The organism is Desertivirga xinjiangensis, from assembly GCF_024436435.1.
Taxonomy (GTDB): domain Bacteria; phylum Bacteroidota; class Bacteroidia; order Sphingobacteriales; family Sphingobacteriaceae; genus Desertivirga; species Desertivirga xinjiangensis.
Genome location: NZ_JAFMZP010000007.1, coordinates 177,186 through 202,981 on the forward strand (window position 1 = coordinate 177,186; position 25,796 = coordinate 202,981).

The following is a 25,796-nucleotide window of genomic DNA, read 5'->3' on the forward strand; positions in this document are numbered from 1 at the left end:
TTATTTTATTAGGCCTGTCGGCTTCGTTTTGATTCTGTTTATTGCTTGTGATAATTTCGCTATGTCTTTCAATCCAGGTGCCAGCTCAAACCGGCTGTTCAGATCCAAAGCATAAAACCTTTCGTCTCTGATGTCTAATGCCTGTTCTATATTAGCAGTATCTAGTCCGCCGCTTAAAAAATAAGGAACGTCCAGGGAATACGCGTCGAGCAGGTCCCAGTTAAAGGTCTGGCCCGAGCCGCCGTGAAGCTTCGTCTTTGTATCAAATAAAAAATAATCCACTACATCCTTATACTCGTTTAAAACGGCAAAGTTGAAACTTTCGTCCACCCCGAAGGCTTTTATTACCTCTGTTTGATGATCCTGCAGAGCTTGACAAACCTCTGCTGATTCGTTGCCGTGCAACTGCACAGCATTTAAATTGTAGAGTGATTTCGTTTCCAGAATTTCATCGAGCCCGGCATCGACAAACACACCTGTCTTTTTAATTGGGCGGGGCAGTTGCTGCAGCACATCTCTATCCAGTTCGCCCGCGTAGCGTTTAGAGGGGCCATAGAATATAAATCCAATATAATCTGGTAATAATGCAGCCAGTGACAGAATGTTATCCGGCTCACGCATGCCACATACTTTTATCCTTATCGTATTTTGCAGATTGTCTGACATTAGGCGTAAGCTCCTGCTAACAGTGTTTCGAAACTTTTTAATGCTTTTTTACTGAAAAGTGATTCTTCTGCTTCATAAAAGCAGTCGGCAAATGATTTATCTGCATTTATGGTTCTTATTGCAAGAGCCGCATTACATAACACCACGTTGTTTTGTTCTGTTGTAGCTCCTCCGTTTAAAACACTGCTGAATATTTTTGCCGATTCTTCCACCGTACTGCCACCGCTTATTTTTTCTGCCTGTATTGGTTCAAATCCCAGGGTATCCAGAGCATAGATATGTTCGCCACTGTTAGAGAACGTTTTAAAGCTTCCAGTCAGTGAAATCTCGTCATACCCGTCAAGAGCATGAAGTATGGTGTATTTTTTATCTGATTTCTGGTATAAGTAAGCATAAATCCTGGCCAGTTCCAGACTGAACACTCCCACAGACTGATAGAAAGGTTTAGCGGGATTTACCAGAGGCCCCAGCATATTGAAAAAGGTTTTTACGCCGAGCTCTTTCCTTATAGGCGCCATTGTTTTCATCGCCGGATGGAACAACGGGGCATGAAGGAAACAAATTCCAGCTTCTTCAATATTCCTTTTTAATAAAGAGGTATCATTGGTAAATTGATACCCGAGGTACTCCATCACATTTGAGGAACCGCAACCAGATGAAACACCATAGTTTCCGTGTTTTGCTACCTTGTATCCGGCTCCCGCTACTACGAAAGAGGCAAGGGTTGAGATGTTAAAGGTGTTTTTGCCATCACCTCCCGTGCCGCATAGGTCAATCAGATCATAGTTTTCCAGGCCTGTTTGCAAACAAAGGTCAAGCATGGCATCCCGAAATCCTTCAAGCTCCTGAACGGTAATTGTCCGCATGCAATAGGCCGTCATAAATGCAGCCATTTGAGAGTTATTATAGATCCCTTTGGTGATATTGGTTAAGATCTCCTTAGCTTCTGTTTTGGTAAAGCTCTTATGTTCAAAAAGGTGATTTAGTATTGCTTTCATTTGTTCGTACGCGTTATGTGAGCCGGGCAAAAAAAAAGGTTGCCTGATAAGAGCAACCCTGTTTTTATATTTATTGTAATACAGCTTGCCTTCCGATTCAATCGAAATGCCACCATTTAGCTGTATTTACTGTTTTTAAAATCATTTATTAAGCACAAATATCAATATATCTTTTTTTTTATGCAACTGTTTTGCATGATAATTCAAAAGAATAATTTTTTATTATTGATAACTATTGTATTCAAAAACATCGCATTTATTTCAAGGATTCTTTTTCTATTTTAGCAAATATGAAAAGCCGAAGAACCAAATATATGTTATCCCTGGAACAAAAGATAGGGAAGTTAGCATTCGTAATTGCGGGAGTTTTGCTGGCTGCATTTGGACTAAAAGGTTTTTTGGTGCCGAATGGGTTTATCGATGGAGGGGTAACTGGTATTTCCCTGCTGGCAAATCACATCACCCACATCCCCGTTTCTGTCTGGCTGGTTGTTTTTAATGCACCATTTATCTACCTGGGCTTAAAGCAGATCGGGAAGGATTTTGCAAAGCAGACACTGGCTGCGGTAGCGGGATTGGCAGTAGTAATATTCTTTTTAGATTTTCCGGTTATTACTCATGATAAACTGCTCATCTCAATCTTTGGAGGGTTCTTTTTAGGCGCAGGAATCGGTTTGGCTATGAGAGGTGGCTGTGTGCTCGATGGAACAGAGATCATCGCGGTCTATATAAACCGGAAGAGTGTTTTTTCTATAGGAGATATCATTCTCATCATCAATGTTGTGATATTTATCGTTGCGGCTTTTATTCTTGGTATTGAGGCTGCACTATACTCGATACTAACCTATCTTTCAGCCTCTAAAACAGTGGATTTTATTATTCAGGGTATCGAAGAATACACCGGGGTAACTATCATCTCTGCCAAGAGTAAAGAGATCCGTGAAGCCATTATTCATAGCCTCGGCCGGGGAGTAACCATATATAAAGGTGAACGCGGTTACGGCAGCAATATTTATGCAGACAAGGAAATAGATATTATTTTTACTGTAGTAACCCGCCTTGAGGTATCAAAAGTAAAGGAAGTAACTAAGCTGATTGACAGGAAAGCCTTCATGGTAATGAATGTGATCACAGAAACCAACGGCGGGATCATCAAGCAGCGGCCCCTGCATTAGAAACATAGTTTCTGAGCTGTTCAAAAAGCCAGTTTCTTAGCACACGCGGCACGCGTGGGCTAGCAAGAGTACTAACAAGCTTGCATGTTGGCGCACGCGTGCCGCGTGCGTGTGACATAGGAACGGCCTATTAAAACCTTACTTTATCAGCGGATCCCTTTCCTTGGCAAACAGCTCAAATACCTTCTTATCTACCCATGCAGGCAGCAGCTTATTCATCAGCACAGCAAGCTTACCCTGCGAAGTCATTATCAAGGTTCGTTTTCTTTGCACTACACCAGCCACGATGGTTTTAGCCACTTCTTCCGGGGACATCATGCTGGCTTCATCCATGCTCGTTTCACCCTGCGAACTGCCATCTTTAGCGAGCGCCGTATTGCGGATATTAGAAGCAGTAAATCCTGGGGCGGCGATCATTACATGCAGACCCGTCTTTAAGTTTTCAACTCTTAAAGCCTCCAGGAAACCATTCATCGCAAACTTAGATGCAGAGTATCCGGTCCTGCCGGGAAGGCCCCGGTACCCGGCAATCGAAGAAACCCCCACTACCGATCCCTGATTTTTAAGCAATTCAGGCAATGCAAATTTGGTACAGTATACAGTGCCCCAGAAGTTGATATTCATCAGGTTTTTGATCACAACCAGATCAAGATCTTTAAATAGTGCCCGCATACTAATGCCCGCATTATTTATAAGCACATCGATCCGTCCGAAAGTGGATACGGCCTGCTTTATCAAATGCTCACAGTCTTCTTCAATGGAAACATCGCATTGAACAGCTATCGCTCCCACCCCGAATTCCCTTTGAATCTGCTCCGCAATCTCACATAGCGTTACAAATTGACGGGCAGCTAAAATCAGATTCGCGCCCTGTCTTGCAAACTCTTCGGCACAAGCTTTACCGATACCCGATGAAGCACCTGTAATTATAACAGTTTTATTTTTCAGACTCATTGTATGGCGAAACCCAGCTTATTTCTTTTTAGTGAATTTGCGGCCCGTTTTCTTTGGCTCTTTCTCGGCAGCCTCGGCCAGCGCTTTAACTTCTTCATAAGTAAGATCGGCGGCTTCTTTACCTTTAGGAATCTTTACGTTTAGTTTTCCGTATTCAATATACGGGCCCCAGCGACCATTCAATATCTTAACATTCGGATCTTCCTCAAAAGTCTTGATAAGTTTCTCGATGTCTTTTTTACGTTTATCTTCGATTACCTGGATGGCCACCTCTTCAGTAACACTGTGAGGGTCAATATCCTTCGGTAAAGAGTAGAAAGCACTGTTATGACGAATATAAGGTCCGAAGCGACCAATAGCCACTGTCATCTCCTTATCCTCATAACTACCCACTTTCTTAGGTAACTTAAATAACTCAAGGGCTTCCTCAATGGTGATGGTTTCAATCATCTGACCCGAACGCAGACTTGCATACCGAGGTTTTTCGTCGCCCTCATTTTCTGCATTTTCACCGATCTGTACAAAGGGGCCAAATCGTCCAATACGGACAGACATCCTTTTCCCTGATTCAGGGTCTATACCCAGATCACGTTCGCCGCGGGCTTTTTCAGCAGTCTGTATTGTAGTTTCCACTTCCTGATGAAAAGGACTATAAAATGCCTTGAGCATCTCTGTCCATTCTTTCAGTCCGTGTGCTATCTCATCAAATTCCTTCTCAACGTTAGCCGTGAAATGGAAGTCTACAATCCCGTTAAAATGCTGAACAAGAAAGTCGTTTACTACAGCGCCGATATCTGTAGGAAATAGTTTTCCCTTTTCAGCACCGGTGATTTCTGTTTTTACATCTTTCTGTATTTCTGACTTGTTCAGTGTCAGAACGGTAAATTGTCTCTGTTTACCTTCACGTTCTTCCTTGATAACATAACCGCGATTTTGAACGGTCGATATAGTAGGGGCATAAGTAGAGGGACGGCCAATTCCAAGCTCCTCAAGTTTTTTCACAAGACTAGCCTCCGTATAACGTGCTGGCGGTCTGCTGAAGCGCTCGGTTGCTTTGATCTCCTGGGCCTGTAAGTCCTGCCCCTTTGATAGCGGAGGAAGAATAGCATTTGGGCTGTCATCATCCAGGTTACTTTCCTGATCTTCATCGGTAGATTCCATATAGACTTTCAGGAATCCGTCGAATTTCATTACTTCCCCGTTTGCTACGAAATTTTCGCTCCTTGAGGATATTGAAATTTTTGCGGTAGTTTTCTCGAACTGCGCCTCACTCATTTGAGAAGCGATAGCTCGTTTCCAGATCAGTTCATATAGCCGTTTTTCCGACGCGTCGCCATCGATGGTGTGCTGCTCAAAATAGGTAGGCCTGATGGCCTCGTGAGCTTCCTGAGCTCCCGCAGATTTTGTTTTAAACTTTCTCTGCTGGAGATATTTTTCTCCGTAAGCAGATAATATTTCTGCTGATGATGCATTTAACGCCGTATCAGACAAATTCACTGAATCTGTACGCATGTAAGTGATAAACCCGTGCTCATATAGCTTCTGAGCAATCGACATTGTTCTTGAAACGGAATATCCAAGCTTCCGGCTCGCTTCCTGCTGCAAGGTAGAGGTAGTGAATGGAGGGGCTGGACTACGTTTGGTGGGACGGGTTTCAAGATTAACTATTTGATAAAGCGCATTTTTGCAGTCTTCAAGAAACTTGCTGGCTGCAGCTTCCTCATTAAAGCGCTCCGGCAATTCTGCCCTGAAAAGTTCTTTCTGCTTCCCGGTAGAAAAGATGGCCGTAACTTTAAAAGCTGCGGTTGCTTTGAACTTATTTATTTCACGCTCGCGATCCACTATAAGTCTCACCGCCACTGATTGAACCCTGCCGGCAGATAAAGAAGGCTTCACCTTTCTCCATAGAACGGGAGATAGTTCAAATCCTACCAACCTGTCGAGAACACGCCTGGCCTGCTGGGCATTTACCAGGTTGTAGTCGATCTTTCGCGGATTTTCAATAGCCTTTAAGATGGCCGGCTTAGTGATCTCATGAAAAACGATCCTCCTGGTTTTATCCTCTTTAAGTCCCAGCGTTTCAAAAAGGTGCCATGAAATAGCTTCCCCCTCGCGGTCCTCATCGGATGCTAACCATACGGTTTCCGCTTCCTTCGCCAGTTTCTTTAATTCGGCAACAACAGCTTTTTTATCTGAGGGCACCTCGTATTTCTGAATGAAGTTATTGTTCACATCTATTGCATCATCGGTTTTAACCAGATCCCGGATGTGACCATAACTGGACTTCACGAGGAAATCTTTTCCAAGATAACCTTCTATGGTTTTTGCTTTCGCAGGGGACTCAACTATTAGTAGATTTTTGGCCATCAAAAAATTCTATTTTTTGCAAATAAAGTCATTAATAGCACTAATGCAAAATAGAATGGAAATATTCAGGTATAAAAAATGGGGACAGAAAGGTAAAAATGTATACTATTTATACGATTTTAGCGTCATCGTATATCTATAACCATCTTTAATTTCAGTTTCGGTGATCTCCGTTTCTCCATTAACCTCAGAACGTTGTACAAGACCAATGTTTTTGGCGTAGATGGCGGTGGAGTAATACTGCCTGATAAGATTGTTTTCCTGTTCTTCCTCAACAGTTAATGTCGAATCCAGTACCAGGGAATTGACCTCCAGTTTTTTATCGACATCGGTAATGCTGAAGACAGCGTAATCGCTTAAAGTATTATAGGTATTCCCTTTCCAGTATTTGCCGGCTTCCGGAGGGAACACCAGGCGTACAAAGCGTACATTGTCGATAAACTCTTCAGCCCGCTGACCCGTTATAGTTCTGGTGATAACTTTCTGGAAGGTCCAGTTACCATTCTCAGGCTTTTTAAAGCGGTGAATGATCACGGTTTTCCTGTCGCCTTCAGATATATCGTTAACCACAGAATCCTTTAGCTCAAAGTTATACTGAGTTTGGCTATTGTTAAATCCTGAATAGTGTATGGAATCGACTTCGTAAATGTTTACTCTGCCTGCTTCCAGTGGATAGTAGTTGAATTTAAAATCAAGAGGTGCTGAAGTTTCTTTTTTCTCGCAGGCAGATAACAAAATGATGATTAAAGCGACAGACGCAGAAGTTCTTAAATTGCTGAGAGCTTTAAACATAACGGTTATTTAAGCGAATATAATAAAAGCCTTTAAAGTAAAAAACCTCCCCCTAACAAATCATTACCTTCGTAAAAAACAGCGGACTGCCCTGGCGCAATTCCGGCAACTTCATGATGGAAATTGACCTTCATTATATCACCTTCCTGTACAATGCTGCTAAGTGTACCTGCGTCTTTGTATCTTATTTTAGTTACCGCTTCAATAGGCTCAGGGATGGTTTCGTACTTAACCATGTTAACGTTTCTCACTAAAGCGGTGCTGCTGTTCAATTCGTTTTGCGTGCCAAGCATCACAGTGTTGCTTTCAGGCATTATTTTGGTAACGAACATAGGTTGCCCAAGTGCTATGCCTAGGCCTTTACGCTGGCCCACCGTATAAAAAGGATAGCCCTGATGCTGCCCCACTACCGTGCCATCGGAAAGGATATAGTTTCCTTTGCCGATTTTTTCATCCAGACCCTCCACCTGATGGCGTAAAAAAGACCGGTAATCGTTATCCGGAACGAAACAGATCTCGTAGCTCTCACTTTTTTTAGCGAGTTCTTCCTGTCCCATGTCCAGCGCCATCTGGCGAATTTCAGCTTTGGTGAAACTACCGAGAGGGAACTTTGTGCGGGCGAGGTTTTCCTGAGAAACACCCCATAGCACATAAGACTGATCCTTATTCTCGTCCTTTCCTTTTGATATAACGAAACGTCCGCTGTCTTGCTTGCGAATATTAGCGTAATGCCCGGTGGCAATAAACTCGCAGTCCAGTTTGTCAGCACGCTTTAAAAGAGCTTCCCATTTTATATAGGTATTGCATAATACGCATGGATTAGGCGTGCGTCCGGCAAGGTATTCATCCACGAAATTGTCGATCACAAAGTCGCCAAACTCATTACGTATATCTAAAATGTAATGCGGAAATCCATAAGACACAGCCAGTGCGCGGGCGTCGTTAATAGAATCCAGGCTGCAGCAGCCTGTTTCTTTAGAGGTACTGCCAGAAGACGCATAATCCCATGTCTTCATGGTAAGGCCAATTACTTCATATCCCTGCTCATGCAGCATTACAGAAGCAACAGAGCTATCTACTCCACCACTCATTGCAACTAAAATTCGTCCGTGCTTACTCATAATAAAGTGGCAAAGATACCTTTTTCGTATGGGATATTTATTTTACGGGAGGTCAGTTACTTGTAAAATATCTGCTATGCGTTTCCGCCTTCAGCAGCCACATGATAAACAGGGTCTTCGAGGATATTTACCTCAATAATACTCTCAGCATTTTTCAGCAGAAGCCGACAGTCTTCACTAAGATGCCTTAGATGAAGGGTTTTACCTGCTTGCTGGTACCGCTCAGTGAGTTTGTTCAGAGCTTCTATTCCCGACATATCAGCAACCCGGCTGTCCCTGAAGTCTACGATAACTTGTTCAGGGTCTTCAGCGATGGTAAATTTTTCATTAAAAGCAGTCACGGAGCCAAAAAATAGGGGACCATAGATTTCATAATGCTTTACTCCATCGGCGGTGGTATACTTGCGGGCTCTTATTCTGATTGCGCTTTCCCATGCAAATGCTAATGCCGAGATGATAACGCCAATTAACACAGCCAGGGCCAGGTTATGGAGCCATACTGTAATCACAGCGACAAGAATTCCCACAAACACATCCTGCTTAGGCATCTTATTGATCACCCTGAAACTCATCCATTCAAATGTGCCGATAGCAACCATGATCATTACACCTGTTAGCGCAGCAATTGGTACCCGTTCAATTATTGGTGCTCCAAACAGGATGATCACCAGGATGGTCAGAGAAGCAATTATTCCCGACAACCTGGCCCGGGCGCCTGCGGAGAGGTTTACGAGCGTTTGGGCAATCATCGGACAGCCTCCCATTCCAAAGAAAAAGCCATTCAGAATGTTAGCGCCACCCTGGGCAAGGCATTCGCGGTTACTATTGCCCCGTGAAGCCGTAATTTCATCAACCAAATTTAGCGTCAGCAAACCCTCGGTTAAGCCTACGGCCGCCATTATCAGGGCATAGGGAAAAATAACCTGTAAAGTTTCGGTGTTAAACGGGATTTCGGGAATACGAAAAGGAGGGAAGCCTCCGCTTACTGAAGCAATATCTTTGACTGTTTTAGTGTCGATGTTGAATCCCAGGACTAAAACGAATACAACGAGGATGGCTGCAAGGGAAGGAGGAAAGGCTTTAGTAATACGAGGCATTACTAAAACAATCGCAATAGTTAATGCTACCAGGCCTGCCATGGTCAGCAAGGGTGGGCCGCTAAGCCAGGTTAGTCGACCATCTACAACTGTTTTAAATTGTTCAATCTGAGCCATGAAGATAATTATCGCCAGGCCATTCACAAATCCAAACATGACTGGCTGAGGTACCAGGCGTACAAATTTGCCGAATTTAAAGACTCCTATAAGCACCTGTATCACGCCAGCCAACACCACTGCTGCAAAAACATATTCAATTCCATGCGATTTCATGAGGGCAATCAGAACAATCACGGTAGCTCCCGCGCCTCCTGAGATTAGTCCGGGCCTCCCGCCGAAAACCGAGGTTATCAGCCCCATAGTAAAAGCAGCATATAATCCAACAAGCGGCGGGAAACCTGCCAGGATCGCAAACGATAATGACTCTGGCATCATGGTCATGGCAACTGTAAGGCCGGCCAAAATTTCATTTCTATAATTTATTTTCTCGGAAAAGTCAAATAAGTGCAGATATGGCTTCATTCTGATATTAAGATGTTGGAACAGGGCTGCAAAAGTATCGAATTTCCCTGGAGCTGGGATATTTAATTTGTTAACCGGAATTTAACCCGCAAAATTGTACTTTGGAATCAAATTTTTTCAATTGATATGGAAAGAGTCTTTACTGCAGCGCTTTTTATGTTGTTCATTGTTCCTAACCTGGGCGCGCAAACCTTAAGGATAGCATCATATAATCTCCGTTTTGCAAATGAGGGAGATTCGTTGAACGCTTGGCGTTACAGAAAATCCACCGTGTCTGATCTGATTCGTTTTCATGATTTCGATATTTTCGGTACGCAGGAAGGTCTGCATCAGCAGCTCACCGAGCTCAAGGCAGAGCTGAAGCTGTACGATTACACCGGGATTGGTAGAAACGATGGAAAGGCTGCAGGTGAGTTCTGCGCTATCTTTTATAAAAAAAGCAAATTTAGCTTCCGGAAAGGGGGAACTTTCTGGCTTTCTGAGAAAGATACAGATAAACCCATTAAAGGATGGGATGCCGTCCTGCCACGGATTTGCACCTGGGGGCTTTTTAAAGACAATGAGTCTGGACTCAGCTTTTATTTTTTCAATACACACTTTGATCACAAAGGTGTGCAAGCCCGGCTGGAAAGTTCGAAGCTAATTCTATCAAAGATCAAACAGATTGCCGGCAACTCTCCGGTTGTATTGGCAGGTGATTTTAACGTAGACCAGCATGATAACAGCTATGCAATATTAAATGATTCTCCGCTTATAGAAGATGCCTACCGGCTGGCTGATATTAAACTTGCCAATAACGGAACCTTCAACGGCTTTCGTGTCGGGACGACATCCTCGTCTCGTATTGATCATATCTTTTTGAGTAATAACTTCAAGGTGAACAGATATGGCATTCTAACCGATAGCTACCAGGGGCGCTTACCCTCAGATCATTATCCGGTGCTCATTGTTGTAGAACCAAAAACCGGAAAGAAAGATTAATCAGGTACAAAAACAGCAAAAAACCTATCTAATTACCCAAAACGCAAAGATTAATTACTGGTATAATTATTCAGGATTTTCAGCCAGCGGTATCGTAAAATAAAAAGTTGAGCCTTTGTTTAGCTCGCTTTCTACCCGCATACTGCCATCATGACTTTTTACAATCTCGGCTGAGATATAGAGGCCCATACCCAAACCACTTGCACTGTAATTATTATCGTTAGCACGGTAGAAGCGTTCAAAAACCCTCTCAATCTGATCGCTTGAGAGTCCAATGCCATAATCTTTCACTGAAACCTGTGCATGCCCATCTAATTTTTCTGCTTTTATTCGAATTGATTTTTCCTCGCAAGCGTATTTTACGGAGTTATTTATCAGATTCATTACTACTTGTTCAAGTCGTTCAGGATTGCCGTTCACAAAAAGCTGTTCGCTTGTGTCATTGTATATGGTAAATGTTTCATATATATGGTTAGCATTTTCCACCCATGATTCCAGCAACTCACTCAGGTTTATATCTGTCTTCGCAAACTGAAGCTTCCCTGCCTGGATCTTTGTCACATTCAGGAGGTCATTTACCAGGTATTGAAGTTTACCTAGCGCGGAATTGGCTTTACCTGCAAACTCCTTGATCTGAGGGGGTACTTCTTCTTTTTTAAAAGTTTCTATAAGTTGTAAGTATCCTTTCAAACTGGTCAAAGGAGTTTTCAGTTCATGACTGGCAATGCCAATAAACTCGTCCTTTTTTTCCAGTGCTTTCTTTTGTTCTTCAATGTTAGTAGCGGTTCCTACCCAGAAAAGTACTTTTCCAGCCTCGTTTCTGAATGGCAGGCTCCTGGATAAATGCCATTGGTAAGTGTCGTCTGCCTTGCGATATCTGTTTTCAACTTCAAAAGCAGTTTCAGTTTTCAATGCCTCTAAAAATTTCTCCATAGTGATCCGCAGATCGTCGGGATGAATAATTTTTTGCCAGCCCCATGACTTTGTGTCCTTCTCTGTAAGTCCTGTATATTCATACCAGCGTTTGTTGAAGAAATTGACTTCCCCATTTGGCAAATTGGTCCAGGTCATCTGGGGGATATTATTCGCCATCAGCTTAAAATGTTCCCGGCTTAAAAGCAACTCCTTCGTTCTTTCATTAACGGTATCCTCCAGTTTGTTGTTTAACAAGATACTAGCCTGTTGTGCTTCTTCAAGCTGCCTGTTTTTGGCTCTTAACTCCTCTTGTGCCGCTTTTTGTTGCGACAAGTCGGTAAGTATGATACTCATGCATAAGCCCTCGTCCAGTTCCAGAGTGGTGAACGAGAGATGACAAGGAAGCCGGCTTTGGTCACTGCTTTCTAAATGTATTTCGATTCGTCTATCCTTTTTCCAGCTTTCTTTAAAAACCGATTTAAAAAGTTCTTTTTCGTTTTCTGCAACAAATGAAATAAAAGGCTGCCCTGTAACTTTTTGGCCGGGCATCTTTAAACTCTGACAAAACGTAGTATTGCTGTAAATGATGATACCTTCGTTGTTTAAAGTCACAGCACCCTCATTCATTTTTTCAATAAATACCCTATAAGTTTGATCAGCATTTTTAAGGGTATAGAGTTGATGTCCATTTTCATTCAAAACCACCACAGCATCAACTTTACCTGTCCTGATCGCTTCGATAGTGTCGTTGGCTTCTTCAAGTTGAAATCGCAGCTCACTTAACTCGCTTTCCAGCTGTTTATATGTTTTATTTGATTCCATGTAACGTCATCTAGATCCCGAAACCACGAAGGACTTGAGCTGTGTCCGACATATCTCCCACGAACTGCCGCACCGGTAAGGGAGATTTTTTTATTAGCAGGGGCAGTGCAATGATCTGTTCTTTCTGAGCAATAGATGGCTGCTGATGTATGTCGATAATTTCCAGTTCATACCGGTCCTTTAAATGCGTTTCACAAATGTTTTTAATATTAGATATGGCCTTGACGGAGTTGGGGGAAGCACCGGCCACGTATAACCTTAACTTGTAAATGTCCTTGTTTTCTAAATCCAGGCTCTGCACATTTCTCAATTTATGGGTCTGATGTTTAGACCAACCAAAACTTTTTCTTCATTAGAAAGATCTCCAATAATTTTGCGTATAGGTACGGGCACTTTTCGTACAAGGGTCGGGACAGCAAAGATCTGGTCCCCTTCTGCTAATTGAGGTTCAACAAGAAGGTCGATCACTTCTATACGGTATTTGCCGCTTAAATGCTCCTCACAATACTTTTTTAGATTATTCAATGCGGTAATTGATTTTGGAGTTTTACCAGCAATGTATAGCCTGAGCTCCCATATTTGTTCTACTATTTCCATAAGATTTCAGGGCTATTATTTGTCATTTCCATCTCCACTGCGCATGTTTGTTATATCTTTCCGCGCTCTTTCCAGGATCTCTTTTTTAACTGCCTCTTCCTGGTGAACTCTGTTTAATTCTTCTTCGACAGATTCGAACTCTGTTTGCAGGCGCGCTATCTTAGATTCCAGCACTCGTCTCTTACGTGATATTTCCTTGTCCTTCCACGTAAGAGAATGATCTTTTAATGCAGTTCCTGCCTGCTCCTGCAATATTTGGGCCTCCCTTGCAGAGCCAACTAAAACACCGTCCGAGCCTAAATAAACATCAACCAGATTCAATCCGTTGTCGGTAATAATAAACTCCCTCACCTGGTTTGAATGCTGCATCCCCCTAGACTTCATGATATACATGCCGCGGTTCCTTTCCCCATTGTATTCAATATCACGAACCAGTAACCAGGTATCAACCAGCGAAGAAACACCCTCATCGGTTTGTTCGTTGGTTATGTTGTTGAGACTCAGTGCTGTAAACATGACCGTGATTTGCTCGTGCTGCAAGAAATCGATCAAGCGTATCAGCATAGCTTTTATTTCACTCACAGAACCAACCGTGATCAGATTAGTAATCGGGTCAAGTATAACAACCGCTGGTTTGAAGTCTTTTACAAGCTTATGTATGGATACAAGATGCATTTCCAGCCCGTGTAATGTGGGCCGGGACGCTTGGAACTTCAAAAGGCCGGAACTGATGTGCTTATCCAGATCCATTCCAATGGAATGCATATTCCTGATGATCTGTTTAGGAGATTCTTCAAAAGCGAAATAGATGCAACGCTCGTTTCTGTTACAGCTTTCATTGGCAAATGTCGCTGCGATACTAGTTTTCCCTGTACCAGCTGTGCCCGAGACCAAAATACTGCTCCCTTTGTAAAAACCCTTGCCACCTAACATCTTATCCAGGGAAGGTACCCCTGTTGTTAATCGTTCTGATGATACATCACCTTCGAGTTTAAGGGATGTAACGGGTAAAACGGAAAAGCCTTTTTCATCAATCAAAAAAGGATATTCATTCGTGCCATGTACGGATCCGCGATATTTAATAATGCGCATCAGCCTGGTGGATATATGATTAGATACCCTGTGATCAAGCAGTATCACACAGTCGGAGACATATTCTTCAAGGCCCTGGCGCGTCAGTGTCTTCTCGCCCCGTTCGCCTGTAATTATCGCGGTAACTCCTTTTTCCTTAAGCCATTGAAATAACCGCCGTAGTTCAGCTCGAAGAATGCTCTCATTAGAGAGACCAGAAAAAAGATTTTCAATAGTGTCGAGAACAACCCGTTTTGCTCCTATGCTGTCAATAGCATGTGCCAGGCGGATAAACAAACCATCCAAATCATATTCTCCTGTTTCTTCTATCTCACTGCGTTCAATATGTACATGATCTATTTTGATCTTTTTCTCCGCCTCCAGTTTTTGCAGATCGAAACCAAGGGAAGATACGTTAACTGCTAACTCTTCTGATTTCTCTTCAAATGCCATGAAAACTCCGGGCTCGTTATAATCAATTGCCCCTTTTACAATGAATTCAACAGCCATTAATGTTTTTCCGCAACCTGCGGAACCGCAAACTAATGTTGGTCTGCCTGCAGGCAATCCTCCGCCTGTAATTTCATCTAAACCGTTTATCCCAGTTGGGGTCTTTGTAAGCTTGTTTATCGTCATACGGGAAACAATTCGTATCCTTACCTAATTTACGCTTAAGATTCGAGATCAGTAAGCAGATACGTAAAAAATCTAATTAAAGTACAATAACAGCAATGGGCCCCAAAAGTTTTTTGCTTAGATAACACACTAATTAATTATAATATTAAATGGGCTTCCAATACTAAACACTTAGTTTTGCAGTATTAATAATTGTGATAAACACATTTAAAATGACATACACTCGGATTAACCATTTAAGAAAACCATTACTCATCTTGTCGTTGTTTATAGCAGCCATAACTTCTGAGTTATATGCTCAGGTAAGTACGAAAGCACCGGTTGGTATTCCTGTAAAGTCTCAGGTCGGTGCAAACAACATGCCTGCTGAGATAGCGCCCATTAAAGCTCCGTTTGCGATGCCCTTAATGCAGAAGCCAACGTTTGCTTCTCTCACGATGAGTATCCTCAGCAAGAACGCAAAAAAAGATGTGATCACCACCAAAGAGATTCAGGCAACGATCGATGAAGTAAATAAACGGGGAGGTGGCACGGTGATCGTTCCTCCGGGAATATGGAAAACCGGGCGTATCAGCTTGAAAAGTAATGTCAATCTGCATATCCAGGAAGGGGCTGAGCTTCATTTCAGCTCGGAGGTTGAGGATTACAGGCCGGCAGTATTTACAAGGAATGAGGGAATCGAACTGATGTCGCTGGGAGCTTGCATTTATGCCAACGGCCAGGAGAATATTGCTGTTACAGGCAAAGGGAAGCTTGTAGGACCCGGACAAGGTTCGGTAAGAAAGCAGGTGATGGAGGTGGATGTGATCGAAAAGGTGGTCCCTTTAGATAAGCCGGTTTCTGAAAGGGTATACGAAGGTTATAACGGAGAGTTTATTTTCCTGCCTATGTTCATATCTCCAATAAACTGTAAGAACGTTTATATCGAAGGAATTTCTTTGGAGAATACTGCCTTCTGGAACATTGTACCAGTGTATTGCGACGGCGTGATCATTCGCGGAGTGACAGTGAATTCGGTTGGCATTCCCAGAGGAGACGGTATTGATATTGAATCCTCAAGAAATGTCCTGATAGAATATTGTACGATTAGTTCTGGCGATGATTGTTTTACCATAAAAGCGGGTAGAGGAGAAGATGGTTTGCGAGTGAATAAACCTACTGAAAACGTAGTTGTGCGCTATTGCCTGGCCAGAGAGGGACACGGAGGGATTACCTGTGGAAGTGAAACTGCGGGAATGATACGGAACTTATATATTCACGATAGTGTTTTTGATGAAACGGGTGTAGGTATACGGTTTAAAACCCGCCGCACACGTGCCGGAGGAGGAGACAATCTTTATTACGAACGCATCCGGATGAACCTGAAGCACACCGCCTTCAATTGGGATATGCTGGGCAGTGCGATGCACATGGGTGAGCTGGCAACCCGCTTACCCGCAAGGCCCGTTACTGAACTTACGCCAGCTTATCGGAATATCTTCGCGAAGGACATTATCGTAGAACGAGCTACTCATTTTGTTAAGATCAACGGTATACCGGAATCGCCGCTTTCAAATATGCGGATTGAAAATGCAGAGGTGAATTGTAAGGATTTGTTCCTCTTGAATGATGCAAAAGATATCACGATCAAAAACGTGAATGTGACATGCCCTGATTCTGTGATCAACATCAATGATGGAAGGAATATAAAATTTCAGAACGTCAGGTTTAACGTACCTGGTAACAGAGTCACACTTAATAAAACTGGTGAGCTCAGTAAAAATATCAAGTTTAAAAACTGTTCGCCGAAGCCGGTTAAGTTATAGAACTTCACAAAAAAAGGAGGCAAATGCTACATTGCCTCCTTAAAAAATTACACATCAATTCAGTTTAACCTCTATATACAGAGCGTTTTATGTTTTGATCTCCTTGTTCTTACGGATGAAAAGTGATTGAGGTTGTCGTATATTGTAATCCTTTTGTAATCTCTCAAAAACCATGGAATGCCTGGGCTGTTAATGGGAAGATGGTTCTTGTACAACTTCTGCTGCCACTCTACGATAATGAGGGAAAAATGTTCCCTTCGCATTTTTTCACCGCGTTAAAAACCGAATTGACAGAAAATTTTGGTGGTATCACAACCTATACCCGCTCGCCGGCTTCAGGGTTGTGGAAAGAGGACGATGATAAGGTTGTTTACGATGATATCATCATTTATGAGGTAATGGCAGAAGAGCTCGATCTGGACTGGTGGAAGGCTTTTAAGCTTCGGTTAGAGGTTCATTTTAAGCAGGATGAAATAGTGGTAAGGTCATGGCCGATAACGAAGCTTTGAGGAGATGTTGGTTTATTTAACGGTATTTTGTTAACAGTATGTAAGGTATTCAGAGATGCTTTTTAAAACCTTTAAAAAACCTATCTTTGCAGCCTGATATGAGCAGGAAGGTTGCATTTTATACACTCGGCTGTAAGCTTAATTATTCTGAGACTTCAACTATTGGACGACAGTTTAAGGCTGCAGGTTTTGATACTGTTGAATTCACGGATCGGGCAGATGTTTATCTGATAAACACCTGTTCGGTAACTGATAACGCTGATAAAAAATGCCGGAAAGTTGTTAAGGAAGCTTTAAAACATTCTCCTGATGCCTACATCATCATCGTAGGTTGTTACGCCCAGCTTAAACCTAAGGAAATATCTGAGATTCCCGGAGTGGACGCAGTATTGGGTGCTGCGGAGAAATTTCGTTTAATTGAATACCTTACTGACTTTACTAAACAGCCTAAGGCCAGGGTTTATAATCAGCCCATTGCAGAAGCCAATGAGTTTGTAGCTTCTTATTCGTATGGCGACCGCACTCGTACTTTTCTTAAAGTTCAGGACGGATGTGACTATTCTTGTACCTTTTGCACCATTCCATTAGCCCGGGGTTCAAGCCGTAGCGACACCATCGCCAATATTGTTAAGCAGGCCGAGGACATTGCAGCTTCCGGAGTTAAAGAAATAGTACTGACCGGTGTTAATATCGGCGACTTTGGTATCCGGAATAACCAGCGCGAAGATAAGTTCTTCGATCTGGTGAAGGCATTGGACCAGGTGGAAGGTATAGAGCGGATTCGCATTTCCTCCATAGAGCCAAATCTGCTGACCAATGAGATCATTGAGTTCGTAGCGCAGTCCAGACGCTTTGTGCCGCATTTTCATATCCCTCTGCAATCAGGTTCTAATAAGATACTTGGTTTAATGCGCCGCCGCTATCGCCGCGAGCTTTATGTGGAGCGCGTTGCAAAGATCAAAGAGATCATGCCGGATTGCTGTATAGGCGTAGACGTGATCGTTGGTTTTCCGGGGGAAACCCGCGAAGATTTTATAGATACTTATAATTTCTTGAACGATCTGAATATTTCATACCTGCATGTATTCACCTATTCTGAAAGAGAGAATACTCCTGCTGCGGAAATGGATGGCAGTGTACCCGGATCTCAGCGCGCCGACCGTAGCAAAATGCTTCATATCCTGTCGGATAAAAAACGAAGGGCCTTTTACGAAAGTCAGCTAGGCAGAGATTCACAAGTGCTTTTTGAATCAGATCATAAAGATGGTATTATGCACGGCTTTACGCCTAATTACGTAAGGGTGCGAGCTAAGTATGATCCTGTTTCAGTAAACGAAATGCGCCATGTGAAGCTGGTTAATGTCTCTGCTGAAGGTGAGGTTGAAGTCACTGAAGCTGCGGAAGTACTGGTTCATTAGGCAGGAAGACTGTTAATTCTTCCTGATCTCTTCCATCTTTTCGATGTTTTCCATGTTTTCATTACTGAACCTTTTTCAACTTCAAATCCAATCGGTATCTTAGCCGCATGTTTCCAACCCTATCTTATTTAATAGAATATATTACCGGAGTCAATATCCCCTTACCGATACAAACCTTTGGCTTTTTTGTAGCAATTGCTTTTATTGCTGGATACTGGGCCTTTACTCAGGAATTAAAGCGAAAAGAAGCACTAGGTATCTTACATCCTTTCAAACAAAAAGTAACTATCGGCGAGCCAGCCACAGCTGGGGAAATAGCCTTGAACGCTGTTTTTGGGTTTCTGGTGGGATATAAGATCGTGTATGGGATATTTAACTATTCCGAATTTGTGAATAATCCTCAGGGCTTTATCCTCTCAACGGATGGCAATTTTTTTGGTGGTATCCTGGTAGCTGCGTTGTTCGCATACATGGCTTATTCTGATAAGAAGAAACACCAGCTGGATAAGCCTAAAGTTGTGGAGCAAACTGTACATCCTTATCAGCTGATGAGCTCGATGATTGTTTGGGCGGCTGTCTGGGGATTTCTGGGTGCTAAGATCTTCCATAACCTGGAGTACCTGGATGAGTTTATGAAAGATCCTGTTGAAGGACTTTTATCATTCAGTGGATTAACTTTTTACGGTGGTTTGATCTGTGGAGGGGCCGCAGTTCTTTATATAGCCAATAAAAATGGAATAAAGCCTTTACATATGCTGGACGTTGGTGGTCCGGGCATGATGCTGGCTTATGCCGTGGGGCGTATCGGTTGTCATATGTCGGGAGACGGCGATTGGGGAATTTCAAACACTAACCCTAAGCCAGGCTGGCTTAGCTGGGCACCCGACTGGGTGTGGTCGTTTAAGTATCCTCATAATGTGATCAATGAGGGGGTGCCGATTCCCGGATGCACCGGTAAATTTTGTCATGAGCTCGCTGAAGGAGCATATCCAACGCCCTTCTATGAAGTAATTATGTGTCTTATCCTATTCTCCATCATGTGGTCTTTAAGGAAACATATTAAAGCTGCCGGGGTGATGTGGTTCTTATACCTTATACTGAATGGTATAGAACGTTTTATGATTGAGCATATCAGGGTAAACTCCCTGTATCATGCTTTCGGACTTGCTTTTACTCAGGCGGAACTGATTTCATTCATTATGATCGTTGTTGGAATTATCGGAATTTTCTGGTCAATTAACCGGCACAAGCAAACATCTTTATCCTGATACTATGAATTTAGAAAAACTGACTGAAGAGGTCATCGAACTTGCGAAGCAGGTAGGTGGCTTTATTCGTGAAGAAGCGCAAAAATTTAACAGCGAGAGCATCGAATATAAGGGGTATAACAACCTTGTTTCTTATGTAGATAAAACTGCAGAGGAAAAGATTGTTGCCCGTTTGTCCGAGCTTTTACCAGAAGCCGGATTCATCACTGAAGAAGAAACCATAAATAAGACGGGAGAGGTATATAACTGGATCGTTGATCCGCTTGACGGAACGACAAACTTCATTCACGGACTGCCTATATTTTCTGTAAGCATTGCCCTGGAGCGGAATAAACAATTGGTTTTAGGGGTGGTGTATGAGATAAATATGGATGAGTGTTTTTATGCCTGGAAGGATGGAGGTGCTTATGTTAACGGGAAATCGATCAAAGTGACTAAGAACACAGAGCTTAACCAGACGCTTCTGGCTACTGGATTTCCGTATTATAACTTTGAAAAGGAAGCTCAGTATCTCAATATTGTCCGTGAGTTTATGATGCACAGTCATGGAATCCGTAGAATGGGATCGGCTGCTGTGGATATGGCCTATGTTGCCTGCGGAAGGTTTGATGGTTATTTTGAATATAATATCAACCTTTATGATATTGCAGCGGGAGTGGTGATCGTTAGAGAAGCGGGCGGTACAGCGTTTAATTTTTCAGGAGAAGATGAGTTTTTTGGTTCGCGGGAAGTAATAGCGAGTAATGGTATTGTTGGAGAAGCTATGAAAGAGGTTATACAAAAGCATTTTTATAGCTAGGAAGAAAAAGGGTGTGTAAATCGAAGATTTACACACCCTAAAGATTTGTTACAAAGCTTCAGAAACAACTTCCTGAACTTCAGGAACCATTCTTTTAAGCAGGTTTTCAATCCCGGCTTTAAGTGTAAAGGTTGAAGAGGGGCATCCACTGCATGAACCTCTCAATTCTACAGTTACAATTCCGTTTTCGAAAGATTTATAGCTGATAGCGCCGCCATCCTGCTCTACTGCCGGACGAACATAGTCGTGTAATATTTGCTGAATTTTTACTTCCTGCTCTGTCCCTTCAAAGCTCGGGGCTTCATCCACTGTAACATCTTGTACCTTAAGCTCTGATTCAACAGCGCCTTTTACAAATTCTTTTAAGATTTGTTCAATATCGGCCCAGTCAGAATCCTCTGTTTTTGTAATAGTTACAAAGTTACTTGCAAAGAATACGCCATTCACAAAGTTGAACTTATAAAGTTCTTTTGCAAAAGGGGATGTTTCGGCACTCTCCCTGGTTGCAAAATCTGCACTACCATTTATCAGAAGCTTATTAACCAGGAACTTCATGGTAGCTGGATTAGGAGTAGATTCAGTATATACGTTAATATTCATTGCCATATTATTCTATTAAAGTCTGAACAAAATTACCAGTTAAAAAGTTTCCTTGCGTGCTAATCGGAAGTTTTTACAGGTCCCAGACAAAGTGTTATTAAATGCCGGTATAAGTAGAAGGACTGATCTGCCGGATCTCCTTTTTCACCTCATCAGATACATCCAAAGTCTCCACGAATTCAGAAATAATATTTGCATTTACTTTAGAGTTGGTGCGGGTAAGTTCTTTCAATGCTTCATACGGGTTTGGATATGCTTCTCTCCGTAAGATCGTCTGTATAGCTTCAGCAACTACCGGCCAGTTATCCTCCAGATCCTGTCTTATGGCATCCTCATTTAACAATAATTTGCCTAATCCCTTTTGTGTTGATTTAATAGCAATAAGCGTATGCGCTACCGGAACACCGATGTTCCTTAGAACGGTTGAATCTGTTAGATCGCGTTGAAGTCTTGAAATAGGAAGTTTGGCTGCCAGGTGTTCAAATAAAGCGTTTGCCAAGCCCAGGTTACCTTCTGAGTTTTCAAAATCGATAGGATTAACCTTATGAGGCATGGCAGATGAACCAACTTCTCCTGCCTTTATCTTTTGCTTGAAGTAGTTCATGGAGATATAGGTCCACATGTCCCTGTCAAGGTCAATCAGGATGTTGTTTATACGCTTCAATGCATCGCAATGAGCCGCAAAGTTGTCGTAATGCTCAATTTGCGTAGTGTATTGGGATCTGGAAAGCTTTAATCTTTTATTTACAAATTCATTTCCGAATACCTTCCAGTCTATTTGCGGGTAAGCTATATGATGGGCGTTGAAGTTACCCGTTGCACCTCCAAACTTTGCTGAAAAAGGAATGTGATTGAATAGTGCCAGTTGCGACTCCAGACGTTCAACAAACACCAGGATCTCTTTGCCAAGACGGGTGGGAGAGGCAGGCTGACCGTGAGTATGCGCTAAAAGCGGAATATGTTTCCAATCCTCCGCCAGTTTCTTAAGTTGTTCTACCAGGTCGTGCAAAGCAGGCAGATATGATTTTTCTATAGCCAGCTTAAATGAATGGGGGATAGAGGTGTTATTTATATCCTGGGAAGTCAATCCAAAGTGAATAAATTCTTTATGCTCAGCTAGTCCAAGAGCGTCAAATTTCTCCTTAATGAAATATTCAACAGCCTTAACATCATGATTTGTGATACTTTCAATGTCTTTGATTCGCTGGGCATCATCTTCATGGAAACGCTCATAGATCTTTCTCAGATCATCAAATTTTTCTTTAGGGAAATTTTGCAGTTGAGGAAGAGGTATTTCGCATAAAGCGATAAAATATTCAATCTCTACATAAACGCGGTATTCAATTAAAGCTGCTTCTGAAAAGTAAGTTGCAAGTTCTTGTGTGGTTTTTCTATAACGTCCGTCAACCGGAGAAATAGCATATAATGGGGATAAGCTCATACAAAAAATTTGGTGGGCAAAGTTACGTTTTTCCTTTTTAACCCGTAACGCTTAAATGTATTCCGACCTTTTAAGTCTCCGTTAAATTTCTTTAGGAAACTTTGGATAAGAAAAAAGTTTCCTTAGTTTTGTCCGCTGTTATGATTGGGGTAAAACACGAATGGAATTAAAGGAAAGAATTATAACTAGTACAGAGGCATTGTTTTGTCAGTATGGTATCAAAAGGATGACTATGGATGACATTGCAAAGCATCTGGGAATATCTAAAAAGACTATTTACCTGCATTTTAAGGATAAGGAAGAACTCGTTAATACAGTGGTAGCCGAAATGTTAAGCCGGGAGGACTGTATTTCGGAAGAAAACGAAGCGGAGGCTGAAGACGCAGTAAAAGAAATTTTTTTAGTTGTAACACATTTACAGGATCTGCTCTCTAAGATGAATCCGATGCTATTTTTTGATATGCAAAAATATCACCCCAAAACCTGGGAGCTTTTCAGGAACTACAGGTACGATTACGTGCGAAAATGCATTGAGAAAAATTTGCAACGGGGAATTGATGAAGGGTTGTTCAGGAAAGAGATAAACATGGAGATTATTTCGATTATGAGAATGGAACAGGTGGATATGATCTTTAACCAGGTGGCTTTCGCTCCAGGTAAATATAATTTGTCGCAGGTGATGACAGAAATAACAGAGCATTACTTACACGGCTTATGCACATTAAAGGGACATAAGCTTATTAACAAATACAAACAAATAACAGAAGAATAATTTAAGATTTATGAGAAAAATCCTACTTGTCACCCTTGTAATTCTTAGCGGCTTCGATATACGAGCCCAGGAAAATCCGCAAGGACGAACATTCCAGTTTAACTTGCAGGAATGTTTACAATATGCTTATGAAAACCAGGATTCAATAAAGAATGCCAAACTAGATATTGAAAGTGCTAATTATAAGGTTAAGGAAACTATTGGAATTGGCTTACCGCAGGTTAGTGGAAGTGCGCAGTTTCAGGATTATTTGAAGATACCTACCACACTTATTCCGGGCGACTTCGTTGGAGAGCCAGGCACTTTTGTACCGGTTAAGTTTGGTGTAAAATATCAAAGTAATGCAGCGCTGGCAGTTAATCAATTGCTTTTTAACGGCAGCTATCTGGTTGGCCTTAAGGCGTCGCGTACTTACAAAGAACTGAGCGAGAGAAATTATAATCGTACTAAGATTTCTACGACTGTTTCAGTAACCAAAGCCTATTACCAGGTTTTGGTTAGTAATGAGCAGATTCGCTTGCTTGATGCTAATGTGAGCCAATTGGAGCAACAGTTGAAGGAAACTACAGAGTTGAACAAACAAGGTTTTGTTGAAAAAATTGATTTAGACAGGCTTCGTGTTATTTACAATAATTTGTTAACCACCCGTGAAAATACAGAAAGATTGCTTGTGTTGTCCACGCAGATGCTGAAATTCCAGATGGGGATGCCGGTGACAGATGATCTAAAGGTGAAAGACAAAATTTCGGCAATAAATATGGATGTAAACACTTCAATTGCTGTTGATACATCTGCTTATAAAAATAGAATCGAATATGGGTTGTTAGAAACTCAACGTAAGCTAAACGATTTGAATGTTCAAAGACTAAAATCTGAGTATTTGCCAACTCTTTCGGCTTTTGGAAATTCTTCTTATCAATATCAGGCTGATCAGTTCAGGGATTTGTTTGACCAGAGATTTCCTATGACTGTAGTTGGACTGCAACTGAATATTCCCATTTTTAGTGGGTTTCAAAGAAAATATCAGATCAAACAGGCTCAGGTTGAGGTTAAAAAAACTGATAACATCCTTAACACCGCCAAGAACGGTATTCTCTTACAGCAAGAACAAGCAAGGATCATGTATCAAAACGGCATGAAATCCCTTAATAATCAAAAGGCCAACATGGAGCTTGCAAGGGAAGTACTTCGCGTTTCGAAGATTAAATACCAGGAAGGAGTTGGTTCGAGCATCGAAGTAACCCAGGCGCAAACCGAACTTGAACAGGCAGAAAATAATTATATCCAGGCATTATATGATGCTCTGGTAAGTAAAGTAGACTTAGATAATGCTTACGGGCGTATACAATAACCGATCACTCAATAAAATAATGAAGAACTTAATTTACTTAACAGTATTAGCGTTTGTCGTAGCATGCGGGAAACCTAAAGATAAAAAAGCAGAATTAGCGGAATTAAAAAAGCAGCGAACCGCTATCAACGCTCAGATTGCAGAACTTGAAAAAGAAGTAGGCGGTACTAAGAACATCGAAACAGCGGATGTTTCTGTGATTGAACTGCGTCCGGTAACTTTTAAAAGTTATGTTGAAGTACAGGGCAAAGTGGATGCACAAGAGAACGTTCAGGTTAGTTCTGAAACTCCCGGTGTAATTACAGCTATTTACGTTAGAGCCGGTCAAAACGTTAGTAAAGGGCAAGTGTTGGCTCAGCTGGACGATAAGGTGCTTCGCCAGAATGTAGCGCAGTTGCAGACACAGTTAGAGCTGGCCACTACGCTTTATCAGCGTCAGAAAAATCTGTGGGATCAAAAAATCGGAACAGAGGTTCAGTACCTGAATGCAAAAACTCAAAAAGAAGGTGTAGAAAGACAGATTGCTGTGCTTCGCTCTCAGTTAGCTATGTACCGCATGAAGTCGCCGATCTCAGGAACGGTAGATCAAATGGATCTGAAACTCGGACAGTCGATAAATCCGGGAATGCCGGGTATCACGGTAGTAAATGCCAGTAATTTAAGAGTAAAGGCCGAAGTGGCTGAATCTTATGCCGGAAGGGTAAACTCAGGTGATGAAGTAAATGTGGTATTACCAGATGTACCAGATAGTTTACAAACTAAAGTAACCTTTGCTTCAAAAGTGATCGATCCAGCCTCAAGGAGCTTTGGTGTGGAAGTGAAGTTGCCGAGCAGAAAAAACTACCGCCCTAACATGCTTGCAATCCTTAAGATAGTCGATTACAAGGTTAATGATGCGATTACTATTCCCGTAAACGCTATTCAAAAATCAGAAAGCGGCGAATATGTTTTTGTTTCTGATAATGGGAAGGCTAAAAAAGTCGATATCAAAACCGGAAAAGTTTCTGATGGTCAGGCGCAGGTAATATCTGGCTTAAAGGCAGGAGATAAAGTTGTAACCCTGGGCTTCCAGGATCTGAATGAAGGCGATACTTTAAGGTTTTAGTCGCTTAATAAATA

The 25,796-nt window shown here is 42.1% G+C and carries 23 protein-coding genes and 1 pseudogene; 10 read left to right on the top strand and 14 right to left on the bottom strand.

Going from position 1 to position 25,796, the window contains the following annotated elements; translation table 11 throughout:
• Both J3P37_RS17270 and trpD read right to left on the bottom strand, forming a co-directional pair.
• Positions 1–666: a phosphoribosylanthranilate isomerase gene (locus J3P37_RS17270; protein ID WP_256012603.1), complete on the bottom strand. Its 666-nt coding sequence runs from the start codon at positions 664–666 to the stop codon at positions 1–3.
• Positions 666–1,664, bottom strand: coding sequence for an anthranilate phosphoribosyltransferase (gene trpD / locus J3P37_RS17275; protein ID WP_256012604.1), 999 nt, complete (start codon positions 1,662–1,664; stop codon positions 666–668). Before trpD ends, J3P37_RS17270 begins: the two co-directional genes overlap by 1 nt.
• A 290-nt stretch (positions 1,665–1,954) precedes the next feature.
• On the opposite strand from trpD, the gene J3P37_RS17280 reads away from it, so the two are divergent.
• Positions 1,955–2,839 carry a YitT family protein gene (locus tag J3P37_RS17280; RefSeq protein ID WP_256012605.1) on the top strand — a complete coding sequence of 295 codons (885 nt, stop codon included), beginning with the start codon at positions 1,955–1,957 and terminating at the stop codon, positions 2,837–2,839.
• A gap of 138 nt (positions 2,840–2,977) precedes the next feature.
• Here the strand turns inward: J3P37_RS17280 and J3P37_RS17285 are convergent, their stop codons facing one another.
• The 5 genes from J3P37_RS17285 to J3P37_RS17305 all read right to left on the bottom strand — a co-directional run bounded on the left by J3P37_RS17285 (position 2,978) and on the right by J3P37_RS17305 (position 9,692).
• Entirely contained in the window at positions 2,978–3,793 is an 816-nt protein-coding gene (locus J3P37_RS17285) for an SDR family oxidoreductase (RefSeq protein ID WP_256012606.1), read from the bottom strand.
• A gap of 18 nt (positions 3,794–3,811) precedes the next feature.
• Positions 3,812–6,160 carry a type I DNA topoisomerase gene (gene topA / locus J3P37_RS17290; RefSeq protein ID WP_256012607.1) on the bottom strand — a complete coding sequence of 783 codons (2,349 nt, stop codon included), beginning with the start codon at positions 6,158–6,160 and terminating at the stop codon, positions 3,812–3,814.
• 105 nt (positions 6,161–6,265) lie between these two features.
• A complete protein-coding gene (locus J3P37_RS17295; RefSeq protein ID WP_256012608.1) occupies positions 6,266–6,952 on the bottom strand; it encodes a hypothetical protein in 687 nt (228 codons plus the stop codon).
• A 32-nt stretch (positions 6,953–6,984) separates the two neighbouring features.
• A complete protein-coding gene (gene mnmA / locus J3P37_RS17300; protein ID WP_256012609.1) occupies positions 6,985–8,073 on the bottom strand; it encodes a tRNA 2-thiouridine(34) synthase MnmA in 1,089 nt (362 codons plus the stop codon).
• Positions 8,074–8,147: 74 nt separating this feature from the next.
• Positions 8,148–9,692 (bottom strand): SulP family inorganic anion transporter, encoded by a 1,545-nt coding sequence (locus J3P37_RS17305; protein WP_256012610.1) that lies wholly within the window; start codon positions 9,690–9,692, stop codon positions 8,148–8,150.
• Between the two features lie 126 nt (positions 9,693–9,818).
• On the opposite strand from J3P37_RS17305, the gene J3P37_RS17310 reads away from it, so the two are divergent.
• Positions 9,819–10,673, top strand: coding sequence for an endonuclease/exonuclease/phosphatase family protein (locus J3P37_RS17310; protein WP_256012611.1), 855 nt, complete (start codon positions 9,819–9,821; stop codon positions 10,671–10,673).
• 66 nt (positions 10,674–10,739) lie between these two features.
• On the opposite strand, the gene J3P37_RS23220 is transcribed toward J3P37_RS17310, so the two are convergent.
• From J3P37_RS23220 to kaiC, 5 genes and pseudogenes are all read right to left on the bottom strand, one after another.
• A complete protein-coding gene (locus J3P37_RS23220) occupies positions 10,740–11,372 on the bottom strand; it encodes a sensor histidine kinase (protein ID WP_439648976.1) in 633 nt (210 codons plus the stop codon).
• Between the two features lie 60 nt (positions 11,373–11,432).
• A pseudogene (locus J3P37_RS23225) lies at positions 11,433–12,410 on the bottom strand (PAS domain-containing protein); the annotation flags it as partial.
• A gap of 10 nt (positions 12,411–12,420) precedes the next feature.
• Positions 12,421–12,711, bottom strand: a complete 291-nt coding sequence (locus tag J3P37_RS17320) for a circadian clock KaiB family protein (protein ID WP_256012613.1) — start codon at positions 12,709–12,711, stop codon at positions 12,421–12,423.
• A 5-nt stretch (positions 12,712–12,716) separates the two neighbouring features.
• Positions 12,717–13,007 carry a circadian clock KaiB family protein gene (locus J3P37_RS17325; protein WP_256012614.1) on the bottom strand — a complete coding sequence of 97 codons (291 nt, stop codon included), beginning with the start codon at positions 13,005–13,007 and terminating at the stop codon, positions 12,717–12,719.
• 15 nt (positions 13,008–13,022) lie between these two features.
• Positions 13,023–14,714: a circadian clock protein KaiC gene (gene kaiC, locus J3P37_RS17330; RefSeq protein ID WP_256012615.1), complete on the bottom strand. Its 1,692-nt coding sequence runs from the start codon at positions 14,712–14,714 to the stop codon at positions 13,023–13,025.
• 212 nt (positions 14,715–14,926) lie between these two features.
• Between kaiC and J3P37_RS17335 the strand changes: the two genes are divergently transcribed.
• The 5 genes from J3P37_RS17335 (at position 14,927) to J3P37_RS17355 (ending at position 20,513) form a co-directional block, all read left to right on the top strand.
• Positions 14,927–16,519: a glycoside hydrolase family 28 protein gene (locus tag J3P37_RS17335; RefSeq protein WP_256012616.1), complete on the top strand. Its 1,593-nt coding sequence runs from the start codon at positions 14,927–14,929 to the stop codon at positions 16,517–16,519.
• Positions 16,520–16,641: 122 nt separating this feature from the next.
• Positions 16,642–17,028 carry a hypothetical protein gene (locus J3P37_RS17340; protein WP_256012617.1) on the top strand — a complete coding sequence of 129 codons (387 nt, stop codon included), beginning with the start codon at positions 16,642–16,644 and terminating at the stop codon, positions 17,026–17,028.
• Positions 17,029–17,126: 98 nt separating this feature from the next.
• A complete protein-coding gene (gene mtaB / locus J3P37_RS17345; RefSeq protein WP_256012618.1) occupies positions 17,127–18,446 on the top strand; it encodes a tRNA (N(6)-L-threonylcarbamoyladenosine(37)-C(2))-methylthiotransferase MtaB in 1,320 nt (439 codons plus the stop codon).
• Between the two features lie 107 nt (positions 18,447–18,553).
• Positions 18,554–19,714: a prolipoprotein diacylglyceryl transferase gene (locus tag J3P37_RS17350; protein WP_256012619.1), complete on the top strand. Its 1,161-nt coding sequence runs from the start codon at positions 18,554–18,556 to the stop codon at positions 19,712–19,714.
• A 4-nt stretch (positions 19,715–19,718) separates the two neighbouring features.
• Entirely contained in the window at positions 19,719–20,513 is a 795-nt protein-coding gene (locus tag J3P37_RS17355; protein WP_256012620.1) for an inositol monophosphatase family protein, read from the top strand.
• A 48-nt stretch (positions 20,514–20,561) separates the two neighbouring features.
• Here J3P37_RS17355 and J3P37_RS17360 read toward each other — a convergent pair whose 3' ends face one another.
• Positions 20,562–21,113, bottom strand: coding sequence for a NifU family protein (locus tag J3P37_RS17360; protein ID WP_256012621.1), 552 nt, complete (start codon positions 21,111–21,113; stop codon positions 20,562–20,564).
• A 97-nt stretch (positions 21,114–21,210) separates the two neighbouring features.
• Complete coding sequence (gene purB, locus J3P37_RS17365) at positions 21,211–22,554, bottom strand: adenylosuccinate lyase (protein ID WP_256012622.1); 1,344 nt, start codon at positions 22,552–22,554, stop codon at positions 21,211–21,213.
• 160 nt (positions 22,555–22,714) lie between these two features.
• Between purB and J3P37_RS17370 the strand changes: the two genes are divergently transcribed.
• From J3P37_RS17370 to J3P37_RS17380, 3 genes are read left to right on the top strand one after another with little or no spacing between them, the layout of a single operon-like run.
• Complete coding sequence (locus J3P37_RS17370; protein ID WP_256012623.1) at positions 22,715–23,326, top strand: TetR/AcrR family transcriptional regulator; 612 nt, start codon at positions 22,715–22,717, stop codon at positions 23,324–23,326.
• A gap of 10 nt (positions 23,327–23,336) precedes the next feature.
• The gene (locus J3P37_RS17375; protein ID WP_256012624.1) at positions 23,337–24,677 is read left to right on the top strand and encodes a TolC family protein; all 1,341 of its coding nucleotides are present in this window, start codon (positions 23,337–23,339) and stop codon (positions 24,675–24,677) included.
• A gap of 19 nt (positions 24,678–24,696) precedes the next feature.
• The gene (locus J3P37_RS17380; protein WP_256012625.1) at positions 24,697–25,782 is read left to right on the top strand and encodes an efflux RND transporter periplasmic adaptor subunit; all 1,086 of its coding nucleotides are present in this window, start codon (positions 24,697–24,699) and stop codon (positions 25,780–25,782) included.
• Positions 25,783–25,796: the final 14 nt, after the last annotated feature.

What these genes read in the sequence shown, in the direction of transcription:
- J3P37_RS17285 (WP_256012606.1), bottom strand. Translation starts at nt 3,793, where the DNA reads ATGAGTCTGAAAAATAAAACTGTTATAATTACAGGTGCTTCATCGGGT.
- mnmA (WP_256012609.1), bottom strand. Translation starts at nt 8,073, where the DNA reads ATGAGTAAGCACGGACGAATTTTAGTTGCAATGAGTGGTGGAGTAGAT.
- J3P37_RS17325 (WP_256012614.1), bottom strand. Translation starts at nt 13,007, where the DNA reads ATGGAAATAGTAGAACAAATATGGGAGCTCAGGCTATACATTGCTGGT.
- kaiC (WP_256012615.1), bottom strand. Translation starts at nt 14,714, where the DNA reads ATGACGATAAACAAGCTTACAAAGACCCCAACTGGGATAAACGGTTTA.
- mtaB (WP_256012618.1), top strand. Translation starts at nt 17,127, where the DNA reads ATGAGCAGGAAGGTTGCATTTTATACACTCGGCTGTAAGCTTAATTAT.
- J3P37_RS17270 (WP_256012603.1), bottom strand. Translation starts at nt 666, where the DNA reads ATGTCAGACAATCTGCAAAATACGATAAGGATAAAAGTATGTGGCATG.
- J3P37_RS17310 (WP_256012611.1), top strand. Translation starts at nt 9,819, where the DNA reads ATGGAAAGAGTCTTTACTGCAGCGCTTTTTATGTTGTTCATTGTTCCT.
- J3P37_RS17295 (WP_256012608.1), bottom strand. Translation starts at nt 6,952, where the DNA reads ATGTTTAAAGCTCTCAGCAATTTAAGAACTTCTGCGTCTGTCGCTTTA.
- J3P37_RS17350 (WP_256012619.1), top strand. Translation starts at nt 18,554, where the DNA reads ATGTTTCCAACCCTATCTTATTTAATAGAATATATTACCGGAGTCAAT.
- topA (WP_256012607.1), bottom strand. Translation starts at nt 6,160, where the DNA reads ATGGCCAAAAATCTACTAATAGTTGAGTCCCCTGCGAAAGCAAAAACC.
- J3P37_RS17360 (WP_256012621.1), bottom strand. Translation starts at nt 21,113, where the DNA reads ATGAATATTAACGTATATACTGAATCTACTCCTAATCCAGCTACCATG.
- J3P37_RS17280 (WP_256012605.1), top strand. Translation starts at nt 1,955, where the DNA reads ATGAAAAGCCGAAGAACCAAATATATGTTATCCCTGGAACAAAAGATA.
- trpD (WP_256012604.1), bottom strand. Translation starts at nt 1,664, where the DNA reads ATGAAAGCAATACTAAATCACCTTTTTGAACATAAGAGCTTTACCAAA.
- J3P37_RS17375 (WP_256012624.1), top strand. Translation starts at nt 23,337, where the DNA reads ATGAGAAAAATCCTACTTGTCACCCTTGTAATTCTTAGCGGCTTCGAT.
- J3P37_RS17370 (WP_256012623.1), top strand. Translation starts at nt 22,715, where the DNA reads ATGGAATTAAAGGAAAGAATTATAACTAGTACAGAGGCATTGTTTTGT.
- J3P37_RS17380 (WP_256012625.1), top strand. Translation starts at nt 24,697, where the DNA reads ATGAAGAACTTAATTTACTTAACAGTATTAGCGTTTGTCGTAGCATGC.
- purB (WP_256012622.1), bottom strand. Translation starts at nt 22,554, where the DNA reads ATGAGCTTATCCCCATTATATGCTATTTCTCCGGTTGACGGACGTTAT.
- J3P37_RS17335 (WP_256012616.1), top strand. Translation starts at nt 14,927, where the DNA reads ATGACATACACTCGGATTAACCATTTAAGAAAACCATTACTCATCTTG.
- J3P37_RS17305 (WP_256012610.1), bottom strand. Translation starts at nt 9,692, where the DNA reads ATGAAGCCATATCTGCACTTATTTGACTTTTCCGAGAAAATAAATTAT.
- J3P37_RS17355 (WP_256012620.1), top strand. Translation starts at nt 19,719, where the DNA reads ATGAATTTAGAAAAACTGACTGAAGAGGTCATCGAACTTGCGAAGCAG.